Genomic DNA, 22,599 nt, shown 5'->3' on the forward strand with positions numbered 1-22,599 from the left:
GGCGCGCATGCCGCGCGAATCATCGTCAATTCCCCATAACGGCGGGCGAGGGAACGCCCCGGCGCATGCGTCGTGGTTTATCATGGGTTGCATGACTCCAGCCGAACGTGCGAGCGCAGTCGCATTTGCACTGAAGAACTGCGCGTTGGATTCGATGAAGCCGGGCGATGCGACGATGCGCGCCGCGGCCGACTATGAGGCGGGCCGGATCGACGTGGGCGCCCTCATCGACGCGGCGGACGGCGAGACGTCCCATGTGGTGGGCGCCTCGCGGCTCGCGGACGGTTCGCTCGACGACCATGCGCGCGACCATGCGGCATCCGTGTTCGCCCGCACCGTGCTGCTGGTCGAGCGCCCGTGGCGGCCGACCGGCGACCTCGACGAGCTGACCGCCATCCACAAAGGGCTGTTCGAGGGCGTGTTCGACGACGCGGGCCGTCTGCGCACGTCGGACACGTCGCGTGGCGTGACGAACGACACGGCGCTCGCCCACAACCCGGAGGCGTTCTTCCCGGCCGGCCTGATCGAGACGGGGGCGCTCAACATCGCCACCGAGCTGGCGGAGCGGCGCAATCTGCAGGCGTTGGACCGCGGCGAGTTCACGCATCGTCTCGCCCACGTCTACGACGAGCTCGGCTACCTGCACCCGTTCCGAGGCGGCAATGCGATGACGCTGCGCATGTTCGCCTCGCGTCTCGCGCACGACGCCGGCTGGGACCTCGACTGGGACCCGGTGACTCGCGAGGCGTACAAGGCGGCGAAGCACGCGGCCTACCGCGGTGACACGTCCGGCTTCGAGCGTATGTTCGCCGCGATCGTGCGTCCGGCGAATCCGACGCGCGTGTTCCTCATCGCCGGGTTCGAGCAGGGCCCCGCGCACTGACGGCTTCCGGCGGGCCGACCCGCATCGACGAGGCCCCCGGGACGTTCACGGGAACGTTCCTGGGGCCTCGTCGCGTCCGCGGTCAGGCGATGTCGCCGAGATGATGCTGGACGTATTCGTCGGCGTGCGCGTCGATCGCGTCGTAGTCGCCGGCGTCGGCGTGCGCGATGACCGCCATCGCGTTGTCGACGAGCCGCGGGTTCAGCGCCTCGAGCCAGTGGATGCGCGGATCGCGGCCGAACCATCCCATCTGCTTGCGGGCGAGACGGCGCGTCTTCTGCGCGATGTCCGCCCAGGCGTCCTCCTCCTCGTCCCACATGCCGTCGAGCAGGTCGATCATCTGCTGGTAGCCGAGCGCGCGGCCGGCGGTGAAGCCCAGATGCGGGCGCAGGCGGCGCACCTCGTCGAGGAAGCCGTCCTCGCGCATCCTCGCGGTGCGGATGCCGATGCGCCGGTCGAGTTCGCGACGGTCCAGGTCGAGGCCAATCTGCACGGACGGGATCACGTAGCGGTAGCGCGGCAGGCTCGCCGAATACGGCCTGCCGGTCAGTTCGATGACCTCGAGCGCGCGGATCGTGCGGCGCGGGTTACGCGGGTCCATGCGCGCGGCGGCCTGCGGATCCTTCGCCTTGAGCTCCTCGAACAGCGCGGTCGCGCCCTCCGTCCTCTCGCGCTCCTCGAGTCGTGCGCGGATCGCCGGATCGGTGCCGGGGAACGAGATGTCGTCGATGGCGGCGCGCGCGTAGAGGCCGGAGCCACCGACGAGGATCGGGCGCACGCCGCGCGCCTTGAGGTCGGCGATCGTGCCGCGCGCGAGCTTCTGGAAGCGCGCGACGGTCATCGTGTCATCCGGGTCGATGATGTCGATGAGATGGTGCGGCACGCGCGCCTGCTCCTCCTTCGTCGCCTTCGCGGTGCCGACGTCCATGCCGCGGTACATCTGGTAGGCGTCCGCGTTGACGATCTCGGCCTTCTGCCCCGCCGCGGCGAGGCGTTCGGCGATGGCGATGCCGAGGCCGGTCTTGCCGGAGGCGGTGGGGCCGACGATTGAGACGACGCGCGGCTCGGCGGCCGGCGTTCCGTTCCCGGCGGAGGAGGCCGAAGACGCTTCAGTGGCGGACATGGTAGGTCTGCCCCTTCCTCGGATCCGGGTCGGCGATGAGATTGTGGCGTCCCGCATGCGTGACGGTCGCGGTCACGAAGTCGCCGATCCGCGGCGTCGGCTCGCCCTCCGGCACGCCGATGTGGACGAGCACGCCGGTCTTCTCGCGTCCGGTGACGCGGTGCGTGTCCGAATCCTTCTTGCCCTGCTGGCCGGTGACCATCACCTCGACGTCGCGTCCCTCGAACGTGGCGAGGTTCTCCTCGGTGATCTGCTCCTGCAGCGCGACGAGACGCTCGAACCGCTCCTGGACGACGTCGTGCGGCAGCTGCTCCATGGCTGCGGCCGGCGTGCCCGGGCGCGGCGAGTAGATGAACATGAACGCGGACGAGAAACGGGCCTCGCGCATCACGTCGAGCGTGGCCTGGAAGTCCTCCTCCGTCTCGCCGGGGAAGCCGACGATCACGTCGGTGGAGATTTGCGCGTCGGGCATGGCGGCGCGGATGCGGCCGAGGATGTCGAGGAACCTGGCGGAACGGTAGGATCGGCGCATCGCCTTGAGGATGCGGTCGGAGCCGGACTGGAGCGGGAAGTGCAGCTGGTGCATCACGTTCGGGGTCTCGGCCATCGCGGCGATCACATCGTCGGTGAACGCGGCCGGGTGGGGCGAGGTGAAGCGCACGCGCTCCAATCCCTCGATCTCGCCGCAGGCGCGCAGCAGCTTGCTGAACGCGTACCGGTCGCCGATGCCATAGCCGAACGAGTTCACGTTCTGGCCGAGCAGCGTGATCTCCTTCGCGCCGCCGGCGACGCAACGGCGGATCTCGTCGAGGATGTCGCCGGGGCGGCGGTCGCGCTCCCTGCCGCGCGTGGTGGGCACGATGCAGAACGTGCACGTGTTGTTGCAGCCGACGGAGATCGCCACCCACGAGCTCACGCGGGAGGCGCGGGCGGCGGGCAGGTCGCTCGGCATGTGCTCGAGCGCGTCGGTCACCTCGACCTGCGGCTTGCCGGTGGCGCGGTTCTGGTCGAGCAGACGCGGCAGCGAGTCGAGGTTCTTCGTGCCGAACACGGCGGACACCCACGGGGCCTTGTCGGCGATCTTCCGCCTGTCGATCTGCGCCATGCAGCCGCCGACCGCGATCTGCAGATTCGGACGGTGGAGTTTGACGCGGTTGTACCGGCCGACCGTGCCGTACATCTTCTCGGTGGCGTTCTCGCGCACCGCGCACGTGTTGAGCACGATCAGGTCGAGGTCGCGCGAGGCGACCTGCTCCTCGGTGGCGGGCACGTAGCCGTCCGCCTCGAGCACGCCGGCGATGCGCTCCGAATCGTGCACGTTCATCTGGCAGCCGAGCGTGTCGATATGGAACACGCCCTTGCCGCGCCGGCCGGCGATGGCGGCCGCGTCGGCGGTCTCGACGTCGTACGAGGCGCGCTCCGCCTCGGTCATCATGTCTTCATTCACAGCGTTCCATTCTATGGGACGGCCGGGTCACGGCATGTCCCGTACGTGGTATGCGACGCGGCGGGAGCGCGGGGCGGCACGGCGGATGGTGCCGGAGGGACGTTCGTGAGGAGATTTCCTGCAGACGTCCAGGTCGGCGCGGCACCCGCGACTATAATCATTCGCGTGATACTTGACCGTCATTCCCGATTGAGCACCTCCGACCTCAAAGCCCGATTGAAGGGACTGAACCTGTCGGACAGCGTCTTCGACGCCGACCAGATCACCGAATTCGTCGATCTCATGCAGGTGTACGAAGGCGCGATGTACGAGATCTCGACGAAACTGGAGATCCTCGACAACGAGTTCCAGGTGCGGTTCGCGCACGATCCGATCCACCACATGGAACGGCGCCTCAAATCGGTGGGATCGATCATCGGTAAACTGGAACGCAAGGGACTGCCGATCGCCGTCGATTCGATCAAGGACAACCTGTTCGACGTTGCCGGCATCCGCGTGATCTGCAACTACCGTGACGACGTGTATTCGGTGTCGAACTACCTGTCCGCCCAGTCGGACATCCAGGTGCTGCGCGTCAAGGACTACATCAAACGTCCCAAGCAGAACGGCTACCGTTCCCTGCACGTGATCTACGCGGTGCCCGTGTTCCTCTCGTCCGGCGCGCACTACACGCCTGTGGAGGTGCAGTTCCGCACCATCGCCATGGACTATTGGGCGAGCCTCGAACACGCGCTGCGCTACAAGGCGGACCTGCCGGACGCGAAGCTCAGCGAGCATTCGCAAACGCTGCTCGACTGCGCGCGGTCCCTCCAGAACATCGAGGTGCAGATGCAGAACATCCACCGCGACATCAACGGCGCGCCGGTGGTCGAGCAGACGCCGAAGACCTCAGACTGAGTCGAGCGGGGACCGGATGTCGCGGGCTAGCCGCGACGCATCCACTTCGGCAGTTTCGCGGGCGTCTGGGCGAGCATGGTGCCGAGGAAGATGAGCGCGCAGCCGAGATAGCCGCGTGGGGTCATCACCTCGCCGAGGAAGATCGCCCCGCCCACGGCGGAGAAGAACGATTCGAGGCTCATGAGCAGGCTGGCGCGCGTGGGCGGCACCCACTGCTGGCCGATGACCTGCAGCGTGTAGGCGATGCCCACCGAGCCGATGCCCGCGTAGACGATCGGCTCCCATGCGGCCGCGGCTCCCGCCCAGTCGATGGAGCCTTCCGCGGCGGAGCCGATCCAGCTGAGCGCGGCGGTCGTGCAGAACTGGATGAACGACAGGTCAATCGCGTCGACCCTGGCGCCGAGTTCGTCGATGACGAGGATGTGCGCGGCGAACAGGAGCGCGGTGAACAGGAGCAGCAGGTCGGCGAGGCCGATCGAACCGAACCCGTCGGTGATGCACAGGCAGTAGAATCCGGCGACGGCGAGCACGACGGCCACGCCGACGAGGACGCCGATGCGGCGGCGGAGGAACACGAAGGCGAGCAGCGGCACCATCACGATGTACAGGGCCGTGAGGAATCCGGCGCGGCCGGCGGATTTGCCGTAGAGGATGCCGTACTGCTGGAGGGTGCTCGCGGTGAACAGCACGACACCACAGATGACGCCGACGACGAACGGGTTGGCGAGCGCACGGCGGAACGGCGGCTTCGCCGTCCGAGACGTTTGGGGATCCGGTCCGGCATCGACGTCGGCTGTCTCAGCGGTCCTGCCTTTACGCCCATGCCGCACGAGCAGGATGGGGACGAGGGAGACCGCGCCGAGCGTGAAGCGCGTGGCGTTGAAGAACAGCGGGGTGACCGCGTCCATGCCCTGCACCTGCGCGACGAACGCGAGCCCCCAGATGAGCGCGCATGCGGTCAGGCACAGCATGCCGATGATGTCCTGTCGTCCCTGTGTTCCCGTTCTTCCCATAGGGATTCAACCTAGCGTGCGCGGGTGCGGATACGGGAAGGCCCGACCACATGGTGGTCGGGCCTTCCGATGATTCGCGATACCGCCCTTGCGGCCGGTCGGCGGCGGCCTGGGCGGGTGGTTCCCCGCGTTTTCCTATCAGTCCCTGCTGCCGAACAGCTGGAGGATGTAGAGGAACATGTTCACGAAGTCGAGGTACAGGTTGAGGGCGCACAGGATGGAGATCTTCTTGATCATCTCCGGCCCCTGCGCCTCATACGCCTTGAACAGGGCCCTCGTGGACTGCGCGTCGTACATGGTCATGCCGGCGAAGATGACGAGGCCGATGGCGCACACGAGCCGGGTCATGCCGCTCACGCCGGGGATGAACGCGAGCACCAGCTGGGTGATGATGAGGACGACGAGCGCCACCATGAGAATCGGCCCGAACTTGAGCATGTCGAACTTCGTGGTGAGGCTGAACATGGTCAGGGCGAGGAAGAACGCGGCGGTGACGCCGAGCGCGACGCCAATCTGGCCGAGGTCGTACACCCAGAAGATGGAGCTCAGGGTGAAGCCCATGAGCGCGGCGTACACGTAGAACATGGCGCGGGCTCCACCGACGCTCATCTTCGTGATGCGCATGCCGAGCACGACGGCCATGCCGACCTGGACGACGCACAGGCCGATCAGGCCGATCACGCCGGTGGCGGCGAGGAAGTAGTAGTAGGCGCCGGTGATCTGCGCGAGCACGGCGACCAGGGCGGTCACGACGAGGCCGATGGTCATCTCGCCGTACGCCTTGGTGACGGAGACGCGTTCCGCCTGTTCATAGGAGTAGGCGACCTGGCCGTTGACGGTGGCCGCGGCGCCGCCCTGCCCCGCGTACGCGTACTGGGGCTGGCCGTACTGCGACTGACCGTACTGGGGCGGCATCTGCTGGCTGTACTGGTTGTATCCGGCGTTCTGCTGGCCCGCGTACTGATACTGCGGCGCGCCGTAGCCGGTGTTCAACGTGTTGTTGCCCTGCGGCTCGTAGTTGGGATTGGGCTGGGGCTGCTGACCGAATGTCATGTTCGCTCCTTCTCGTTATCGACGGTTCCCATCCTACGCGGCCAACTTGGCGTTGTCTGGGAATTTCAGCCCACAGCCCGACCCGGCCCATCCGCGTCAGAACAGCGGCACGGTGCAGAAGGCGCTGCCGGCGGCCCCGGTCGCCTCCTTGGCGTCCTTCTCCTCGCCGTTGACGATGACCTTGCAGGTGACCTTCTGGTCGTTGCCGCCCATGACGTCGCCTGTGACGCTCACACCGGTGAGGTCCTTGGTCTCGTCGCCGGTGAAGGTCTTCGACCAGGAGCCGGAGAACTGCTCGGTGTTGCTCGATCCGCTCTTCGTCCAGATGACGGTGCCGTCGCCGGTGGCGGTGGCCTGCAGCTCGATGGTCTTCCCGGCCTTTCGCTCCGACGACGCGTCGCCGTCCGTCTTCGCGGAGTCCCCGCTCTGCGTCCTCCGGCTTGTCGTGGTCGACGACGCGGAATCTCCGGCGCGGGTAATCGTCGTGGACGACGATTCGATGATCTGTCAGGCGATGTCGCTGATCCTCACCGACTATTCCGACGGCCGCATCATCATGTCGTCCACGGCGACGAGCGGCGCCGACGCGGTGCGGCAGGCGGCCGAGGAACATCCGGACGTGGTGCTCATGGACATCGCCATGCCCGACATGGACGGCATCGAGGCCACGCGTCGGCTCCGGGCGCTCCCCCGGCCGCCCCACGTGCTGATGCTCACTTCGCTGAGCCCGTCGAACACCGTTGAACGCGCCGTGGAGGCCGGCGCGGAGGGGTTCGTGTCGAAGACGGACTCCCCCGGCGACATCATCCGGCGCGTGCTCGGCGTATGCGCCGACGCGCCGCAGTTCAACCCGGCGAGCCAACGTCAGCTCATCAGCGGACTGCACGCCCAGCGGCCGACGTCCCGGCGCGACGAGGCCCGCGCCATGCTCGACGCGCTGCCCGAACGCGAGCGCGAGGCGGTGGTCCTCGCCGCCGAGGGGTTCACGAACGCGCAGATCGCCGCACGCATGTTCATCTCGGAACGCACCGCGAAGGCGCACCTGTCGAACGCCGCGGACAAGCTCTCGATGGGGCGCGTGCAGATGGCGCGTCTCGTGGAACGCGCCGACCTGCCGGTGCGCCCGTAGCCGCCCGCGGCCACCGACCATGGCCACATCCCGGCGGATCACCCGGCGGATCATGCGGGGCAAGTCGGATCATGTGAGGCAAGTCGCAACATCCCCGGCTCGCGATGGCCGCCGGACACGCCGCACACTGCTAGGCTGTTACGTGACAAAAACGCATAGGGTCGTCACGCTCCGCTGCGGTTCGCGGGGCCGGCCGAAGACGCCGGAAGGAACATGACATGGGTATCAACGCCAAGGAACTGCCGCTGGGTGATGTGTTCACGCCGGACTACCGGTTGTTCATACCCTCGTTCCAGCGCGCCTACATCTGGAAGCCCGAGAACATCCTGCAGCTGGTGAACGATCTGCTGGAGGCGTGCAAGACGCCGGAGACGCCCTACTTCCTCGGCTCGCTCATCCTGGTGCGCGAGGGCGGCCCCCGCTACGAGGTGATCGACGGCCAGCAGCGTCTCGTCTCCCTGTCGATCATCATCGCCGCGCTGCGCGACCTGGAACGCGACCCCGAGTGGATGACCCTGCTCGACCATCTCATCGTCGATCCGGGCGACAAGCTGCGCGGCATCGTCAACGAGCCGCGGCTCACGCTGCGCGAACGGGATGCCGCGTTCTTCCGCGAATACGTGCAGGAAGGCAATCTGGAGGCGCTGTTCGATCTGGGCGACGAGGACTGGACGACCGCGGCGCAACGCAACATCACGCGCAACACGAAACGCGTCTACGACGAGCTGTCCTCACTGGGCGAGGAGGAGCGTCGCGCGTTCGCCTCGTACATGGTCAAGATGGTCACGCTGGTCATCGTCACCACCGACGACCTGGACGGCGCGCACCGCATCTTCGACGTGATGAACATGCGCGGACTGCCGCTCACCGCGTCCGACGTGTTCAAGGCGCGCGCCACGTCCGCGCTGAAGCCGGCGGAGATGGACGCGTACGCCGCGCGTTGGGACGACATCATGGACCCGCTCGGCGACGACCCGCAGTCCACCGAGGAGTTCTTCGCGACGCTGCACATGGTCCTCACGCACAAGCATTCCACCGACAAGCTCATCGAGGAGTTCCTCGCCGACGTGCTGCAGCCGCGCATCGACGCGGGCGACGTGCCCGCGTTCATCGACGGGACGCTCGCCCCCTATGCGGCTGCATGGCAGGTCATCGCCCACGCGCCCGACACCGTGCTGCCCGACGAGGTGAAATCACGGCTCGAGGCGTTGAACGACTACCGCAATCATGAGTGGAAGGCCGTCGCCATGTGGACGCTCGTCCACTCGTATCGCCATCTCGGCTCCCCCGACGTGTCGCCGTTCGCGTCGCGCGCCGGCCGCGCGGCACGAGCGAACGCGACGGTGAAGACGCTCGGCGGCCATGATGCGCACCGCCTCAATGAAGTGCTCGCCGCGCTGGAACGCATCACCGGCGTCGACACGTTGAACCGCGTGGACTCGTTCACGCGTCGCGGCCACATGACGGCCGCGATCCGCGACCTCGACAAGGGGTATCCGACGAATCTGGTGCGCGGTCTGGCCGTCAGGGCCGACGACCGCACCGGCGCGCTGATCCGGCTGCACAGCGAGATGCAGGGCGACGACGAGCTGATTCGCCTGCTGCTCATCCGCGCGAACGAGCAGGCCGCGGGCGCGCACCTGACGCGCCCGCGCCGTCTGAGCGCGCTGGCGGTCATGCCGTTGGACATCGAACGCTCCGCGTCGTTCGCGAACTGGTCGCAGGACGACCACGATTACTGGATGTACCGTCTCGGCAACATGGCGCTCGCCCAGGGCGCTCCCGACCAGCTCGACCGCATGGGCGAGTACATGCAGCGCCGCGACCGGATCCTCATGCGCGCCGACTCGCGCAGGTTCCCGCTGACCGACGGGCTGAAGGACTTCAACGAGTGCACGCCGGCGATGCTCAAACACCGTCAGGAGGAGACGATCCGCCTCATCGCCGACTACTGGCAGATCCGCTACGACGAGAACCACACGGATCTGACCAGCCAGGACAACGACGCGCTCGCCCAGGCCACGGCGGCCAAGCCGTCGCACGGATCGCGGCGGGTGACCATCCGTCAGGTCGTCAAGGCCGGGCTGCTCATCCCCGGCGAGAGGCTCGTCTGGGAGCGTCCGCGCAAGGGCGAACGCTGGTATGCGACCGTGACCGAGACCGGCAAATTCCGTCTCGACGACGGTTCCGAGCACGCCTCCCCCACGGCTGCGGCGAAGGCGGCGGCAGGCGGCAAGGCGAGCGGCGGCCTGGACGTGTGGAAGCGCACGTCGGACGGCATGAAACTGTCGGAGATCTGGAAGAAGTACCGCCAGCAGGCCGGCTGACGCGCGGCACGCGCCGGGAAACGGTCAGTCGGGTAGTGCGATACGAGAGAAGGGGTCTGGAACACAACCGTTCCAGACCCCTTCTCTCGTTCCGCCTTGCGGCCGGCCATGCACCGACTACTTGCGCATGAGGTTCCTCAGCACGTACTGGAGGATGCCGCCGTTGCGGTAGTAGTCGGCCTCGCCGGGCGTGTCGATGCGCACGACCGCGTCGAATCCGACCGTCGAACCGTCGGCCTTCGTGGCGGTCACGTGCACGGTCTTCGGCGTGACGCCGGAGTTGAGCTCATCGACGCCGGCGATGTCGTAGGTCTCGGTGCCGTCGAGGCCGAGCGACGCGTAGGACTCGCCTTCGGGGAACTGGAGCGGCAGCACGCCCATACCGATGAGGTTCGAACGGTGGATGCGTTCGAAGCTTTCGGTGATGACGGCCTTCACGCCGAGCATCAGCGTGCCCTTCGCGGCCCAGTCGCGCGAGGAACCGGTGCCGTACTCCTTGCCGGCGAGCACGACGAGCGGCGTGCCCTCGGCCTTGTAGTTGAGGGACGCGTCGAAGATCGTGGACGGCTTGCCGGTGGTGAAGTCGTAGGTGTAGCCGCCGGGCGTGACCTCATTGCCCGTGGAGGCGAGCAGAAGGTTGCGCAGGCGGATGTTGCCGAACGTGCCGCGCACCATGATCTCGTGGTTGCCGCGGCGCGAACCGTAGGAGTTGAAGTTCTTCGGCTCCACGCCACGCTCGGTCAGGTACTTGCCGGCGGGGCTGGACGCCTTGAACGCGCCAGCCGGGGAGATGTGGTCGGTGGTGACGGAGTCGCCGAGCAGGGCGAGCACGCGCGCGCCGTGGATGTCGGACACGGGGGCGGGCTCGGCGCTCATGCCGTCGAAGAACGTCTGGCGACGCACGTACGTGGACTTCGGGTCCCATTGGAACAGTTCGCCCTCGGGCACGTCGAGGCCCTTCCAGCGATGGTCGCCCTCGAACACGGAGGCGTAGTCCTTGAGGAACATCTCGCGGCTGACCGTGCCGTTGACCACGGCGGCGACCTCCTCGTTGGTCGGCCAGATGTCCTTCAGATACACGTCGTCGCCGTCCGCGTCCTGGCCGAGCGGCTGCGACTCGAAGTCGAAGTCCATCGTGCCGGCGAGCGCATAGGCGATGACGAGCGGCGGCGAGGCGAGGTAGTTCATCTTGACGTCCGGGCTGATGCGGCCTTCGAAGTTGCGGTTGCCGGACAGCATGGCGGTGACGGTCATGTCGTTCGCGTTGATGGCCTCGCTGATCTCGGGCAGCAGCGGGCCGGAGTTGCCGATGCAGGTGGCGCAGCCGAAGCCGACGAGCTCGTAGCCGAGCGCGTCGAGGTCGTCCTGGAGGCCGGCGGCCTTCAGATAGTCGGCGACGACCTGCGAGCCGGGCGCGAGCGAGGTCTTCACCCACGGCTTCGGCTTCAGACCCTTGAGGTGCGCGTTGCGGGCGATGAGGCCGGCGGCGACCATGACGGACGGGTTGGAGGTGTTCGTGCAGCTGGTGATCGAGGCGATGGCCACGTCGCCGTTGCTGAGCTTGAAGTCGCCGCGGAAGTCGGTGGAGACGGGCACCGGCTCCTTGATGGTCTTCTCGGTCTCGTAGGCGGGCAGCGTCCTCTCGAACGTCTCCTTCGCCTCGGACAGGACGATGCGGTCCTGCGGGCGCTTCGGGCCGGCGATGGACGGCACGACGGTCCCGAGGTCGAGCTCCATGTATTCGGAGTACTTCGGCTCGACGTAGTCGGGGTCCTTGGCGTCGCCCCACAGCTTGTTGGCCTTCGCGTAGGCCTCGACGAGCGCGACCTGCTCGTCGGAACGGCCGGTCAGGCGCAGGTAGTCGAGCGTGACGTCGTCGATGGGGAAGATGCCGCAGGTGGAGCCGAATTCGGGGCTCATGTTGCCGATGGTGGCGCGGTTGGCGAGCGGCACTGAGGCGATGCCCTCTCCGTAGAATTCGACGAACTTGCCGACGACGCCGTGCTTGCGCAGCATGTCGGTGATGGTGAGCACCACGTCGGTGGCGGTCACGCCCTCGGGGATGGAGCCGGTGAGCTTGAAGCCGACGACGCGCGGCACGAGCATGGAGATCGGCTGGCCGAGCATGGCGGCCTCGGCCTCGATGCCGCCGACGCCCCAGCCGAGCACGCCGAGGCCGTTTTCGGTGGTGGTGTGCGAGTCGGTGCCGACGCACGAGTCGAGGTAGGCGAGCTCGCGGCCGCGCTCCCCCGCCTTGGTCATGACGACCTTGGCGAGGTATTCGATGTTGACCTGGTGGATGATGCCGGTTCCCGGCGGCACGACGCGGAAGTTGCGGAACGCCTGCTGGCCCCAGCGCAGGAACTGGTAGCGTTCGCCGTTGCGCTGGTATTCGATGTCCATGTTGAGTTCGACGGCGTTGGGCAGCGCGTACTTGTCGATCTGCACGGAATGGTCGATGACCATGTCGGACTGGACCTGCGGGTTGATGACCTCCGGGTCGCCGCCGAGGTTCTTCACGGCGTCGCGCATGGTGGCGAGGTCGACGATGCACGGCACGCCGGTGAAGTCCTGCATGACGACGCGGGAGGGGGTGAACTGGATCTCGTGGCTGGGTTCGGCGTCCGGATCCCAGTCGAGGAGCGCCTTGACGTGGTCGTCGGTGATGTTGGCGCCGTCGATGTTGCGCACCAGGTTCTCCACGAGCACCTTCAGCGAGTAGGGCAGGTGGTCGACGCCGTCGAGGTCGGCGATCTTGTAGTAGTCGAAATCCTTGCCGGCGGCGTGGAGCGTCGCCAGTTGGTCGTCACGTAGGGACATGCTTCCTCCGAATCATTGGACCGGCTTGATGTCGCCGATTATCCACTCGAAATGGTACGGGAACGTAACTTTCCCTCTGGCGTGTCGGCTTGAAACGTGAGACAATACGCCGCCCGCCGCGCACGTGCGGAGGGAACGCTCACTTTCCGTCGCGACGGTCCGCGCGACCGACGGGACGCGCGTCCGCCCGGTCTCCGGCGGCGCGTCCGAACAGCCTGCCGAGTGCCGTGCGCGACGCCCACGGCACCGCGGCGAGGCATACGGCGAACACGGCGGTCGCGCCGGCGAGCGCGATCAGCGTGGGCGCGACGAGCGCGCCGGTGGGGACGACGAGCGCGAAGAAGCGCGCGACGAACGGGATGAGCATGCCGATGACGCCGGCTGCGGCGAACACGGCGACGAGCGCGCCGCGCCAGCCGTTCAGGGGGCGTGCGACGCGGGCGAGCACGAACACGCCCATGACGAACAGGACGATCGCCTCGGTGGCGCGCAACGAGGCGAGGTCCGCCGCCGAGCCGGCCACGTCCCAGCCCATGATGCGCGGCAGCGTCCATGCGGTGATGAGCACGGACAGGGCGGTGGCGATGCCGCCGGGCAGCGCGAATCCGACGACGCGCTTCAGGAAGCCGGGGATGTAGCGGCGCGTGTTCGGCGCGAGCGCGAGGATGAAGGCCGGCATGCCGATGGTGAGCGCGCCGATGTAGGTGATGTGGCGCGGCAGGTACGGGTATGGGATCTGCGTGAGCACCACGCCGAGCGAGATGAGCGCCGAGTACACGGTCTTGACGAGGAACAGGCCGGCGACGCGTTCCATGTTGGCCATGACCTGCCGTCCGCGGGCGACCACGTCGGGCAGGTGGGAGAACTTCGAGTCGACGAGCACGACCTGGGCGACGGCCTTGGTGGCAGGCGCGGCGTTGCCCATCGCGATGCCGAGGTCCGCCTCCTTCAGGGCGAGCGCGTCGTTGACGCCGTCGCCGGTCATCGCGACCGTGTAGCCGCGCGCATGCAGCGCGTCGACGATGAACTTCTTCTGGTCGGGCAGAACGCGGCCGACCACGTCCACGTTTTCGAGGACGCGGCCGAGTTCGGCCGGATCGTCGGGCAGCAGACGCGCGTCCATGATGCGTGGATCCCGGTCGCCGGCGAGCCGCACCTTACGCGCGATCGCGCCGACGGTGACGGGATTGTCGCCGGAGATGACGCGGCATCGCACGCCCTGTTCGCGGAACCAGGCGAGCGTCGCTGCCGCGTCATCGCGCACCCGCTCCGAGCACACCACCAGCGCCACCGGCACCGCGCGCCGGTCGAGCGCGATTGCATCTTGGCTCCCTCTGACGAGGGAGCTGTCGGCGCCAGCCGACTGAGGGAGAGATCCCGGCAAGTCCCCGGACGCCGCGCCTTGGCCGTCTGCACGCGCCCGCGCGACGAGCAGCACGCGGCTGCCCTCCTTCGCGATCGTCTCGACCCGTTCCAGCAGCGCCGCGTGGTCGCCGTCCAACGCCGCCAACAGCACCTCCGGCGCCCCCAGATACCATGTCGCACCGCCCGCGACCGTCACCGCGCTCCACTTGCGCGACGACGAGAACGGCACACGTGCGACGACCTCGCCCGGCGCGTACCCACGCGCCCCAAGCCCGTCGAGCACGGCGCGGCCGGTCGCATTCGGCTGCTCCTCGTTCGCGAGATCGTAGAGCGCCTGCGTCGTCTCCTGCTCCCCGGACGTCGCATCGCCGCCATCGCCGCCCCGCAGCATGACCACCCGGTCGAGCGCGATGCCGCCGTCGGTGATCGTGCCGGTCTTGTCGAGGTTCAGGCAGTCGACGCGCGCCAGCGTCTCCACGGATTCCAGCTCCTGCACGAGCGTCTCGTGCCGTGCGAGGCGTATCGCGGCGACGGCGAAGTTGAGCGAGGTGAGCAGCACGAGTCCTTCGGGGATCATGCCGACGACACCGGCGACGGCGGAGACGACCGCCTGCCGCCACTGTCCGGTGGCGAACGCGACCGACCATCCGCCGACCGTGTGGATCTGGGAGATGATGAGCAGCACGCACAACGGCACGACGAGGAACGTCATGAACTTGAGGATCGTGTTGATGCCCCTGTTGAGGTCGGAGACGGTCTTCTTGTACACCTTGGCCTTCGCGGTGAGCGTGGCCGCATACGACCGCGCGCCGACGGCGGTGACGCGCGCGAGCGCCATTCCGGAGACGGCGGTGGAGCCGGAGTAGACGTCGTCGCCCTCATGCTTGCGGACGGTGCGCGATTCGCCGGTGAGCATCGACTCGTCGAGCTCCAATCCCCAGTCGCGGACGATCTCGGCGTCGGCGGGCACCTGTTCGCCGGAACGCACCCAGAGCAGGTCGTCCATGACGATGCCGTCATGCGGCACGGTCACGTCGCGTCCGTCACGGCGCACGAGATAGTCGGAAGCGACGAGGATGGAGAGCCTGTCGAGCGTGCGTTTCGCGCGCAGTTCGGTGACGATGCCGATGCCCGTGTTGATGATGATGACGAAGCCGAAGACCGCGTCCTTCCACGATCCGGTGGCGAGCACGAGAATCATCGCCGCGAGGATGATCCCGTTGAACAGCGTGAACACGTTGGCGCGCACGATGTCCTTCACCGAACGCGACGTGGAGTCCTTCACCCTGTTGACTGCCCCGGCCGTGACGCGTTCGCGTACCTCCGCGGCCGTGAGACCGGTCTCGTCCACGTCGTCGCCCACGCCAATCGCTGAATTCGCACTCATGCCCACTACCCTACCGTGCGTCGCTCCGTAGAATGGTTGCGTCAGCATCATTGCGGCATCATTGCGGCATCATTGCGGCATCATTGCGGCACCATTGCGGCATCATTGCGCGAGAAGGGAGCGTCATGGCTATCCAGTCGACGATCACATTGAACAACGGCACGGTCATCCCGCAGGTGGGATTGGGCGTGTTCCAGACGCCGGACGGCGACACGACGGTGAACGCGGTCACCGCGGCGCTCGAGGCCGGCTACCGTCACATCGACACGGCGAGGATCTACGGCAACGAGGAGTCCGTGGGCGAGGGCATCCGCCGTTCCGGCGTGCCGCGCGGGGACATCTTCCTCACGACGAAGCTGTGGAACGACGACATCCGCGCGCACCGCGCGAAGGACGCGTTCGCCGAGAGCCTCGACCGTCTCGGCGTCGACTACGTCGACCTGTATCTCATCCACTGGCCGGCCGACGGCTGGCGACAGGCGTGGAGCGACATGCAGGAGATCTACGCCTCCGGACGCGCGAAGGCGATCGGCGTGAGCAACTTCCAGCGCCATCATCTCGAGGAGCTGCTGGAGGACAGCGACGTGACGCCCGCGGCCGACCAGATCGAATCGTCTCCGCAGTTCGCGAACCAAGAGCTCGTCGACTTCGCGCACGGCCTCGGCATCGCGGTCGAGGCGTGGAGCCCGCTCGGCGGCACCGGCGGCACGCTGCTCGTCGACCCGCGTCTGGCCGAAATCGGCGCGAAGTACGGCAAGTCGCCGGCGCAGGTCGTCATCCGCTGGCACATCCAGCGCGGCGTGGTCGTCCTGCCGAAGTCCACGCACGCCGAACGCATCCGCCAGAACTTCGACGTGTTCGACTTCAACCTGACCGCCGCCGACATGGCCGCCGTCAGCGCCCTGGAGACCGGCCGCCGCAACGGCGCCGACCCGGATAATTTCGATTTCTGATTTAGGCTGAGTGGCATCTAAGCAATAAGCATCGGAATCGTCTTGCTTCCATCGTCCCGCGGAAACAAGACGATTCCAGCAAGCAACCGACACGTCCATCCCCACACATGTGACATTACCGAAACCGCTTTCTTCCGGTGGAATGGACATGGCGGCGACTCTGCCTGACTTCCGCCTTCGGACTCGCGCGCAATAATGGGCGTATGGAATCGGAATGGATTGACGGCGGCCGGGAACCGGCGCGGTCGGTGTGGGGCGGCGAGCAGTCGCATGGTGGTATGGCGGGCATGGCGATGTTCTTCGTCTGCCTTCTCGCCGTGGCGTTCGTCCCCGGATCGGGCGTCGGCATATGGATGGCGCGTATCGGCATCGTCATCATCGTTCCCGCGCTCGTCGCCGTCGTCTGGAACCGTATCGAACAACCGGAGACTCGCACGCCGGACATCCTCGTAGGAGTGGACGCGTCGACATTGCGCATCACCCTGTTCGCCACAGCGAAGAACCCGAACGACGAATACAGCCGGGACACGCATGCATTGACGAAACCGTCGACGATCCTGTGGACGCGCGGCACCCACGGTTCGTTCGATTGGCCCCTGCTCGATGGCAGTTCGCTGGCCATAGGCCGATTCGAGGTGGACGACACGCGCATACGTCTCACAGGAACCAGGCCCGTCGCGGACGACATCGCGACGTGTCTCGCACGGCGCGCGGATCTGTTCGACCAATTGTTCCCCCATCCGGCGGTCGCGATGGATCCGGACGGCCAATGGATCGCATTCGACCCCGATGGCAGGCTCCTTCGAGGTTGATGGGTCTCAGTTCAACGCGTTCCACGCGCACGCTTTTCCGTGGCAGCCCCCTTCACGTCCCAGGCAGAAAACGGCACAAGCCTACGCCGCCTATAATCGAAAACGACACGGAACCGCTTTCGCGGCAGGTACCGGAAGGAGGAAATCGACCATGTGCGCACCACCTGCATGCAATCTGGAACCGGGAAACGATACGGCGTATCTCAGTACGGAGAACGGCTTCACCGTGTTCGAATATGGCGGTCACCGCATACGCTTCCGGGCCCCCTACTCACTGGAACGATACACGGATATCAAACAATGGGATGATGACGGATATCTGGTCGTAGAAGCGAAATACAAGCACAATGCCCTGCCCGAGGAAGAATACATCGATTTGGGGCCTATCCTTACGAATCTTTACATCGACGCCGCCCGTTTTCTCAAGCCGATCAAGAAAGTGAGGATATCCCATGCCTGATATCGCGGCAATCGCCAGCACTGCGGGAATGATCGTCAATGGCTATGCATTCACCAACGCCGAAGACGGACATGTCAAAGTCCTGAACCTCAACAGCCCCGACTCGGCCATCGTACTCGATCGTGGCGGCAACATACTCGAAACCAGTATGGACGACATGGAAGCAGGCATCGTCCAGGAGTATTACCGGAACAACCGGGAATTCCTAGAGGAGGAACATGCCTAAGTACTTCCAATTCATGGTCGCCGGATACTATCTGTACTTCACTTCATTCTGTGTTATCGAATGCATGCATGTACACGCCAGCGACACCAAACTTACCGAATCCGGTTCAGCGAAGTTCTTCGTAAAAGCCAACGGCGACACCACTTTGGAACGCCAAGGCAGACTCACCGCGAAAGAGATCTCCATCATTCAGAAGTTCATCAAGAAGAACTATCGGGAGATGTATCTCAAGTGGAAGGAGTACAGCACCGAGGACTTCTATGGACGTTCCTGAGTTCCATAGCCAAGTATTCGGGGCGTATTCCGTTTTCATTCTTTCCTTTATGCAGGAGCTCTACCAACGTTCCAGCATGTGCTGCATGACGCCGTTCTTCACGGCGTCTTTGAAATGGCCGATGTGAGCTCCCCGCAGCACGTACGCCTCATCGTCGGAGCCGTCGTCGTAACGCTCCAGCTCCTCCTGCATGACGGTGCCGATCACCTCGGCGAATTCGACGAACGTCATGGCCTGATCCAAATCAATGCCGAGCGCGGCGTACGCGCGAATCACATCAGGGTCGACGCCCGCATCGAACATCCTCGCGGCGACACTCATAACGCACTCCTCCTATCGGCTTGCGACCGACATCACACCGTCATCACCCTCACCCTGGCACACCCGAAAGAACACGGAGATGCGCACACAAGTCGGACCCATCATATCGATGTGATGTCTGCGTCGTCGATGTGCCATTGGTGTCGCTTGGGAGCGGTGCTTGGCACGGAAACGACGCTCGGGAGGCCGCTGGCGTCGGAAGCGCGCCAAGGATGGCACAACCCTGACTCTGACGGGGCATGAGCGTTGGCGGCCTGCCAAACTTGGCGCGGAAACGACGCTGGAAGAGCTCTTAGCGTCGGGAGTGCGCTATGGGTGGCACGGAAACGACGCTTGGAGGATGCCCGGCGCCGGTTCCGCGCCAAGCATGGCACGGAACCGACGTGGAATGGCAAGAGCCAAGAGGAATGGCAGTCGGGCGGCACGCATGTGATGCGCAGCCTGGCCGTCCGACTCCCCTACCCCTACCGAACCGTGCTGACGGTGATCCGGCGGGCGTGGGGTTCGTCGTTGAGGATGGTCATGGCGGCATCGTCGATCGGGATGGCGTCGGCGGCGCGGTCGTTGATGGTGAGCGTGGCGGCGTAGAGACGCTCGTCGGCGGGCGCATGCACGGGCGAGAGCAACGCGACGGGGATGCCGGCGTCGCGGGCGTCGCGCAACGCGGAGTTCCAGCCGTCCGCGTCGGCCGTGACGTCGATGTCGGCGATGATGATGAGGTTCACGACGCGCGAGACCATGTCGCGCACGCCCTGCTGGGCGCGGGCGGCGGCCGCCGCGGAATCATCGGAACCGGACCCAGCGGAGGAACTGGAAGACCCAGAGGAATCCCCGGAATCCTTCACCGACACGTACACGGCCTCCAATCCGGCGTCGGCGAACGCGTCCAACACCACCGAATCGGCGGCGGCCGTGGCGGAGCCGACGACGCCGATCACCGCGTCGTCGCGTACCGTGCCGACGTGCGCGATGGACGGCGTGTGGCCCTGCGTGTCGCCGACCGCGGTGCCGCGAGGCGCGCACGCGGCCGGCACCAGCAGCGCCACGGCGCACAACGAGCATACGACGGCACGAACCGTCTGGATCACCGTATGCCGCAAGGCGGCACCCCCCGTCACGCGGCGTCCCCTCCGCGGCGGAACAGTGCCACGGTCTCGACGTGGTGGGTCATCGGGTAGATGTCGTAGGCGCGCACGTCGGCGAGCTCGTAGCCGAGGCCGCGCAGCGTGCCCGTGTCGCGCGCGAGCGACGTCGGATCGCATGCGATGTAGATGATGGAGCGTGCGCCCGCCTCGGCCATCTGACGACACACCTTGGCGCGGGCGCCGGCGCGCGGCGGGTCGAGCACGATGAAGTCGGGCTTCGCGAGATGCGCGGGCACGTGCGCGAGCGTGCGCGCGACGTCGCCGCAACGCGCATCCACGTCCGCGAGGTCCATGCGGCGCAGGTTGCGCTGCTGGCTTTTGACCGCGTCGCGGCCGCCTTCGACGCTGAACATGCGCGTGCGCGGGGTGACGAGCGTCGCCAGCGGCAGCGTGAACAGTCCGGAGCCGGAGTAGAGGTCCCAGATGACGGCGTCGTCGCGACCGTCGAGTTCGCGGCGCGCCAGGTCGATCACATGGTTCGCAAGCGCGACGGGCGCCTCGCGGTGCACCTGCCAGAATCCGTTCGCGTCGACCTCGTAGGTGAACGTGGTGCCGGCGACCGTGACCTGCTCGTTGAGCACACGCGAACCGGCGGTCAGTTCGCCGTCGACGAGGATCGCGTGATTGTCGCGGATGGCGACGCCTCCGCGCGGTTCGGGCACGGCGAGTCGGATCTGCGAGCCGGGTTCGAAGCCGCCGTCCCACACGTGCCGCCCGGCGGCCACGTCGAGCAGGGTCGTCGTGGCGAGGGGCATCGTGTCGAGGGGGACGCGCACGTGCGTGCCGCGGCGGCGCATCGACGGACGGCCATCCTCGTCGGCGATCATCTCGATGCGCGTGCGCCAGTGGAAGCCGCCGAGCGCCTCGTCGCCGTCCTCACGTTCGATGGGCACGGCCACGTCGATATGGCCGAGCCGGCTCAGCTGTTCGGAGACGGTGACCGCCTTCCACGTGAGCTGGCCGGGCAGGGAGACGTGCACGAGGTCGGCGCCGCCGACGCCGCCGCCCATGGCGAGCGGGCCGGCGAGCGGCCATGCGGGCGGGACGCGGTCGTCGCTCGGTTCGATGACCTCGACGACCTCGCCGGTCCAGAACCGGTCGTCGCGGTCGTGCGGCTCGTCGAGCGCGATGCGGACATGCTCGCCGGGCAGGGCGAAACGGACGAACACGACGCGTCCGTCGATGTGGGCGACGCAGCGGCCCTGGTCGGCGTAGCGTTCGATGCGGACTTCGGCTTCCATGGGTTCCTTTTCGGTGTGTCTTCTTCGGCTGTGTCTTCGGTTTTTCGATACCTATTCGGTCTATTCGGTCGCCTCGCGGGCGCGTGCGGCCGCCTTGTGGCGGTGCAGGGGCGTCGCGATGACGAGGTAGCTCACCCAGATGGCGAGCGCCCAGAACGGGATGCCCATGAGGAGACGGGTCACGCCGAGCGCTGCCACATGATCGGTCATGTAGAGCGGCACCTGCACGGCGAGGCGCAGGGCGAACAGGCCCAGCCACAGGGCGGTGATGATCATGTACGCGCGTTTCAGCGCCTTGTCGTCCATCCAGTCGTGGAACCATGCGCGGAACCGTTCGGTGGGCATCTGGCGGATGAATTCGATGACGAGGCCGAGGCCGGGCACGCGCGCGGCGAGCGAGACGGCGAGCAGCGCCGCGTACACGCCGTTCGTGAGGAAGCCCAGCATGTAGTAGTTGCGGGCCTCGTGGCTCTTCCACGCCCAGACGAGGCAGATGCCCACGGCGATGAGGCCGCTCAGCGCGCCCATCACCGATTGGCGTTGGATGAGACGCGCGAGCACCTGGATGACGGCCAGCGCGGCGGACACGCCGATGGTGAGGTTCAGGTCGTTCGTCGCGATGAACAGGACGACGAACACGACGCCGGGCAGCATCGATTCGACGACGCCGCGCGGGCCGCCAATCGCCTCGATGACGGAGAAGTCCTCCCCCGCGCCGTCGCCGGCACGGTCACCGGCCCCGGCGAGTGCGCCGAGACCGGTGCGCTTCCTCTGATTCGGATCGGCCACGTTCGCGCCCACGTCAGCGGACTTCGGAGAACATCGGGCCGCGCGAGAGCGTGGTCTTGACCTCCGTCTGCTGGTCCTGGCTCAGCGGGCCGTCCGGACGGGTGGGGACGTCCTTCAGGTGATCCTTGCCCTGCGCTTCGGTCTCGCCTTCGGCGGCGGCCTTCGCGGCCCGGCGCTCGGACGGGCTGACCGGCGGGTGCATGGGGATGAGGTCGCGCGGGGCGAGCGGCTCGTCGCCGCGCTCGACGACGATGTCGGAGAAGAAGCGGTTCAGCGCCTCGGTCTCCTCGGCGTCCGGATCGGTGGCGGCCACGCCGGAGAAGATGCCGCGCAGCATCCAGCGGGGGCCGTCCACGCCGACGATGCGCGTGGTGAGGGTCTTGCCGCCCTTGATCTCGACGGGCAGGCGCAGCTCGGTACCGAACACGCCTTCGACGGCGGAGGCCTTCTTGTTGGCGGCGAGGAAGTCGTCGCGCCAATCCTCCCACAGGCCGAGAGTCTTCGGCGCGGCGTACGCCTCGATCTCCAGGCTGGAGTTCTTGTAGGTGATGGTGGAGCCGAGGATGGCGCGGGTGGCGCGGTTCGCCTTGATGCGCAGCTCGATGTGCTGCATGAACGGCAGGTAGTAGGCGCCGAGGTCGAGGTAGTCGTCGTAGTCGGGCACGTCCTCGTCGTCCACGTCCCACGGGCCGCGTTCCTCGCCGCGTCCCGCGTATTCGCTGCTCGCCTCCGGCAGGGCCGCGGCGGCCGTCTCCTCGGCGGTCTCGCTGTCGGCCTTGGCGGCGGCGTTCGCGGCCGCGGCGGCCTTCGCGTCCTCGTCCTCGGTCTCGACGGCGGCCTTCGCGGCCTTGTCCTTCTTCTTGCCGAATCCGAACAGTCCCATGGTTCCTCGTTTCGTTGCTACGTTCTTTACGGTTGCGACCCTGTTAAGCCT

Annotated in this window: 21 protein-coding genes; 9 read left to right on the forward strand and 12 right to left on the reverse strand. The window is 66.8% G+C overall.

Annotation, left to right across the window (positions count from 1 at the left end; genetic code table 11):
- The first annotated feature begins 91 nt into the window (after positions 1–91).
- Positions 92–883, forward strand: coding sequence for a Fic/DOC family protein (locus tag AC1AYX_RS01790; RefSeq protein WP_476501886.1), 792 nt, complete (start codon positions 92–94; stop codon positions 881–883).
- A gap of 82 nt (positions 884–965) precedes the next feature.
- On the opposite strand, the gene miaA is transcribed toward AC1AYX_RS01790, so the two are convergent.
- Both miaA and miaB read right to left on the reverse strand, forming a co-directional pair.
- Complete coding sequence (gene miaA, locus AC1AYX_RS01795) at positions 966–2,006, reverse strand: tRNA (adenosine(37)-N6)-dimethylallyltransferase MiaA (protein ID WP_476501887.1); 1,041 nt, start codon at positions 2,004–2,006, stop codon at positions 966–968.
- Entirely contained in the window at positions 1,993–3,441 is a 1,449-nt protein-coding gene (miaB, locus tag AC1AYX_RS01800; RefSeq protein ID WP_476502026.1) for a tRNA (N6-isopentenyl adenosine(37)-C2)-methylthiotransferase MiaB, read from the reverse strand. The genes miaA and miaB overlap by 14 nt, the downstream gene beginning before the upstream one ends.
- A gap of 168 nt (positions 3,442–3,609) precedes the next feature.
- On the opposite strand from miaB, the gene AC1AYX_RS01805 reads away from it, so the two are divergent.
- Positions 3,610–4,350 carry a GTP pyrophosphokinase gene (locus tag AC1AYX_RS01805; protein WP_476502027.1) on the forward strand — a complete coding sequence of 247 codons (741 nt, stop codon included), beginning with the start codon at positions 3,610–3,612 and terminating at the stop codon, positions 4,348–4,350.
- Between the two features lie 26 nt (positions 4,351–4,376).
- Here the strand turns inward: AC1AYX_RS01805 and AC1AYX_RS01810 are convergent, their stop codons facing one another.
- The 3 genes from AC1AYX_RS01810 to AC1AYX_RS01820 all read right to left on the reverse strand — a co-directional run bounded on the left by AC1AYX_RS01810 (position 4,377) and on the right by AC1AYX_RS01820 (position 6,650).
- Positions 4,377–5,321 carry a DMT family transporter gene (locus tag AC1AYX_RS01810; protein WP_476502028.1) on the reverse strand — a complete coding sequence of 315 codons (945 nt, stop codon included), beginning with the start codon at positions 5,319–5,321 and terminating at the stop codon, positions 4,377–4,379.
- A gap of 180 nt (positions 5,322–5,501) precedes the next feature.
- A complete protein-coding gene (locus AC1AYX_RS01815; protein ID WP_476501888.1) occupies positions 5,502–6,416 on the reverse strand; it encodes a Bax inhibitor-1/YccA family protein in 915 nt (304 codons plus the stop codon).
- A 96-nt stretch (positions 6,417–6,512) separates the two neighbouring features.
- Positions 6,513–6,650, reverse strand: a complete 138-nt coding sequence (locus tag AC1AYX_RS01820; RefSeq protein WP_476501889.1) for a hypothetical protein — start codon at positions 6,648–6,650, stop codon at positions 6,513–6,515.
- 211 nt (positions 6,651–6,861) lie between these two features.
- Between AC1AYX_RS01820 and AC1AYX_RS01825 the strand changes: the two genes are divergently transcribed.
- A complete protein-coding gene (locus AC1AYX_RS01825; RefSeq protein WP_476502029.1) occupies positions 6,862–7,545 on the forward strand; it encodes a response regulator transcription factor in 684 nt (227 codons plus the stop codon).
- A gap of 218 nt (positions 7,546–7,763) precedes the next feature.
- A complete protein-coding gene (locus AC1AYX_RS01830; protein ID WP_476501890.1) occupies positions 7,764–9,872 on the forward strand; it encodes a GmrSD restriction endonuclease domain-containing protein in 2,109 nt (702 codons plus the stop codon).
- Between the two features lie 117 nt (positions 9,873–9,989).
- Here AC1AYX_RS01830 and acnA read toward each other — a convergent pair whose 3' ends face one another.
- Entirely contained in the window at positions 9,990–12,692 is a 2,703-nt protein-coding gene (gene acnA / locus AC1AYX_RS01835) for an aconitate hydratase AcnA (protein ID WP_476501891.1), read from the reverse strand.
- A gap of 139 nt (positions 12,693–12,831) precedes the next feature.
- Entirely contained in the window at positions 12,832–15,444 is a 2,613-nt protein-coding gene (locus tag AC1AYX_RS01840; RefSeq protein ID WP_476501892.1) for an HAD-IC family P-type ATPase, read from the reverse strand.
- Positions 15,445–15,569: 125 nt separating this feature from the next.
- Between AC1AYX_RS01840 and AC1AYX_RS01845 the strand changes: the two genes are divergently transcribed.
- From AC1AYX_RS01845 to AC1AYX_RS01865, 5 genes are all read left to right on the forward strand, one after another.
- Positions 15,570–16,397 carry an aldo/keto reductase gene (locus AC1AYX_RS01845; protein ID WP_476501893.1) on the forward strand — a complete coding sequence of 276 codons (828 nt, stop codon included), beginning with the start codon at positions 15,570–15,572 and terminating at the stop codon, positions 16,395–16,397.
- A 203-nt stretch (positions 16,398–16,600) separates the two neighbouring features.
- Positions 16,601–17,209, forward strand: coding sequence for a hypothetical protein (locus tag AC1AYX_RS01850; RefSeq protein WP_476501894.1), 609 nt, complete (start codon positions 16,601–16,603; stop codon positions 17,207–17,209).
- Complete coding sequence (locus AC1AYX_RS01855; RefSeq protein ID WP_476501895.1) at positions 17,187–17,669, forward strand: DUF7724 family protein; 483 nt, start codon at positions 17,187–17,189, stop codon at positions 17,667–17,669. The genes AC1AYX_RS01850 and AC1AYX_RS01855 overlap by 23 nt, the downstream gene beginning before the upstream one ends.
- Positions 17,662–17,895 (forward strand): DUF7723 family protein, encoded by a 234-nt coding sequence (locus tag AC1AYX_RS01860; protein WP_034530146.1) that lies wholly within the window; start codon positions 17,662–17,664, stop codon positions 17,893–17,895. Before AC1AYX_RS01855 ends, AC1AYX_RS01860 begins: the two co-directional genes overlap by 8 nt.
- Before the next feature lie 13 nt (positions 17,896–17,908).
- Positions 17,909–18,169 (forward strand): DUF4160 domain-containing protein, encoded by a 261-nt coding sequence (locus tag AC1AYX_RS01865; protein ID WP_476502030.1) that lies wholly within the window; start codon positions 17,909–17,911, stop codon positions 18,167–18,169.
- 60 nt (positions 18,170–18,229) lie between these two features.
- Here the strand turns inward: AC1AYX_RS01865 and AC1AYX_RS01870 are convergent, their stop codons facing one another.
- The 5 genes from AC1AYX_RS01870 to AC1AYX_RS01890 all read right to left on the reverse strand — a co-directional run bounded on the left by AC1AYX_RS01870 (position 18,230) and on the right by AC1AYX_RS01890 (position 22,548).
- Positions 18,230–18,490, reverse strand: coding sequence for a hypothetical protein (locus AC1AYX_RS01870; RefSeq protein WP_476501896.1), 261 nt, complete (start codon positions 18,488–18,490; stop codon positions 18,230–18,232).
- A 464-nt stretch (positions 18,491–18,954) separates the two neighbouring features.
- On the reverse strand, positions 18,955–19,608 hold the full coding sequence (locus tag AC1AYX_RS01875; protein WP_476501897.1) for a type 1 periplasmic-binding domain-containing protein: 654 nt from the start codon (positions 19,606–19,608) through the stop codon (positions 18,955–18,957).
- On the reverse strand, positions 19,605–20,876 hold the full coding sequence (locus AC1AYX_RS01880) for a class I SAM-dependent RNA methyltransferase (protein WP_476501898.1): 1,272 nt from the start codon (positions 20,874–20,876) through the stop codon (positions 19,605–19,607). Before AC1AYX_RS01880 ends, AC1AYX_RS01875 begins: the two co-directional genes overlap by 4 nt.
- A 60-nt stretch (positions 20,877–20,936) precedes the next feature.
- Positions 20,937–21,665, reverse strand: coding sequence for a DUF3159 domain-containing protein (locus AC1AYX_RS01885; RefSeq protein WP_476501899.1), 729 nt, complete (start codon positions 21,663–21,665; stop codon positions 20,937–20,939).
- 13 nt (positions 21,666–21,678) lie between these two features.
- Positions 21,679–22,548: a DUF3710 domain-containing protein gene (locus tag AC1AYX_RS01890; protein ID WP_476501900.1), complete on the reverse strand. Its 870-nt coding sequence runs from the start codon at positions 22,546–22,548 to the stop codon at positions 21,679–21,681.
- Positions 22,549–22,599 lie beyond the last annotated feature (51 nt).

The sequence above is a fragment of the Bifidobacterium sp. LH_419 genome, from assembly GCF_056356955.1.

Bases quoted from the DNA above. Each gene is read 5' to 3' on its own strand.
- AC1AYX_RS01870 (WP_476501896.1), bottom strand. From the start codon at position 18,490: ATGAGTGTCGCCGCGAGGATGTTCGATGCGGGCGTCGACCCTGATGTG.
- AC1AYX_RS01865 (WP_476502030.1), top strand. From the start codon at position 17,909: ATGGTCGCCGGATACTATCTGTACTTCACTTCATTCTGTGTTATCGAA.
- AC1AYX_RS01830 (WP_476501890.1), top strand. From the start codon at position 7,764: ATGGGTATCAACGCCAAGGAACTGCCGCTGGGTGATGTGTTCACGCCG.
- miaB (WP_476502026.1), bottom strand. From the start codon at position 3,441: ATGATGACCGAGGCGGAGCGCGCCTCGTACGACGTCGAGACCGCCGAC.
- AC1AYX_RS01840 (WP_476501892.1), bottom strand. From the start codon at position 15,444: ATGAGTGCGAATTCAGCGATTGGCGTGGGCGACGACGTGGACGAGACC.
- AC1AYX_RS01860 (WP_034530146.1), top strand. From the start codon at position 17,662: ATGCCTGATATCGCGGCAATCGCCAGCACTGCGGGAATGATCGTCAAT.
- acnA (WP_476501891.1), bottom strand. From the start codon at position 12,692: ATGTCCCTACGTGACGACCAACTGGCGACGCTCCACGCCGCCGGCAAG.
- miaA (WP_476501887.1), bottom strand. From the start codon at position 2,006: ATGTCCGCCACTGAAGCGTCTTCGGCCTCCTCCGCCGGGAACGGAACG.
- AC1AYX_RS01790 (WP_476501886.1), top strand. From the start codon at position 92: ATGACTCCAGCCGAACGTGCGAGCGCAGTCGCATTTGCACTGAAGAAC.
- AC1AYX_RS01890 (WP_476501900.1), bottom strand. From the start codon at position 22,548: ATGGGACTGTTCGGATTCGGCAAGAAGAAGGACAAGGCCGCGAAGGCC.
- AC1AYX_RS01880 (WP_476501898.1), bottom strand. From the start codon at position 20,876: ATGGAAGCCGAAGTCCGCATCGAACGCTACGCCGACCAGGGCCGCTGC.
- AC1AYX_RS01815 (WP_476501888.1), bottom strand. From the start codon at position 6,416: ATGACATTCGGTCAGCAGCCCCAGCCCAATCCCAACTACGAGCCGCAG.
- AC1AYX_RS01855 (WP_476501895.1), top strand. From the start codon at position 17,187: ATGGCAGGCTCCTTCGAGGTTGATGGGTCTCAGTTCAACGCGTTCCAC.
- AC1AYX_RS01850 (WP_476501894.1), top strand. From the start codon at position 16,601: ATGGAATCGGAATGGATTGACGGCGGCCGGGAACCGGCGCGGTCGGTG.
- AC1AYX_RS01810 (WP_476502028.1), bottom strand. From the start codon at position 5,321: ATGCTGTGCCTGACCGCATGCGCGCTCATCTGGGGGCTCGCGTTCGTC.
- AC1AYX_RS01845 (WP_476501893.1), top strand. From the start codon at position 15,570: ATGGCTATCCAGTCGACGATCACATTGAACAACGGCACGGTCATCCCG.